The following is a 731-nucleotide window of genomic DNA, read 5'->3' as shown; positions in this document are numbered from 1 at the left end:
ACCGCGGTAGCTTTACCTGTTTTGTCTGGCAGCTTAACATCTTCAGCCTTGATCTTATACGGAATGGCAACGTAATAACGGCCTTTTTCTTTGAAATAGCTGACAACGCCAAATTCATCTGACAAAGGCTTTTCTCTCAGCTTAAAGCCACGCCATTGATCTTTTGGAACGCTGCTTCTTCTTGCCCGCTCCAAATAAAGAATTCCATCTTTGATCTTGCTCCGGTCACTTTTGAAGCCTTGTCTGGCTTCCCGCTTTGATCGAAATTTCGGTTTACCCCAGCCTGGTTGTGCCTTGTCGAAGAAATTTTTCCAAGCCTTACCCAAATCAGAAATTGCCAGTTGCAGAATCCGGGCTGACTGTGTATACTGCCAGTCTTTTTTATCGGCAACTAACATATTACGAACTCTTCGCTCACTCGGCGAAGGCTTTTCTTTAAGTAGCACTTTCTGCTCTTCGGTCAGCTTTTTAGAGTCGGAGGCCAAAGAAGATTTAAGTGCTTGCCTTTCCTTATACATTTCATTCCACAAGTCGAGGCCTTGATTCCAACAATAACGACGGTAGTCACAAGCTTCATCCAAAACTTTTCTCATAGTCTTGTTGGGACATAGTTCATAGACTCTTGTCTGAATTAATTCTGCCGGTGCTTCTTTTACCTGTTCCGCCATTTGATTTCACCGCCTTTCAGAATTATATCTTTGTCAATCTTTGTTTCGAGGAATATTTTAGCA

General features: G+C 42.7%; 1 protein-coding gene. It reads right to left on the bottom strand.

What is annotated here, in order from left to right; all coding sequences use genetic code 11:
- Nucleotides 1–668: helix-turn-helix domain-containing protein (locus tag HMPREF3168_RS00430; protein ID WP_083289568.1), on the bottom strand; the 668-nt coding region annotated here is incomplete at its 3' end.
- Nucleotides 669–731: the final 63 nt, after the last annotated feature.

It is taken from the genome of Lactobacillus sp. HMSC08B12, assembly GCF_001808415.1.
In the GTDB taxonomy this organism is placed as follows: domain Bacteria; phylum Bacillota; class Bacilli; order Lactobacillales; family Lactobacillaceae; genus Lactobacillus; species Lactobacillus delbrueckii.
This window is presented reverse-complemented; position numbering and strand designations above follow the sequence as displayed.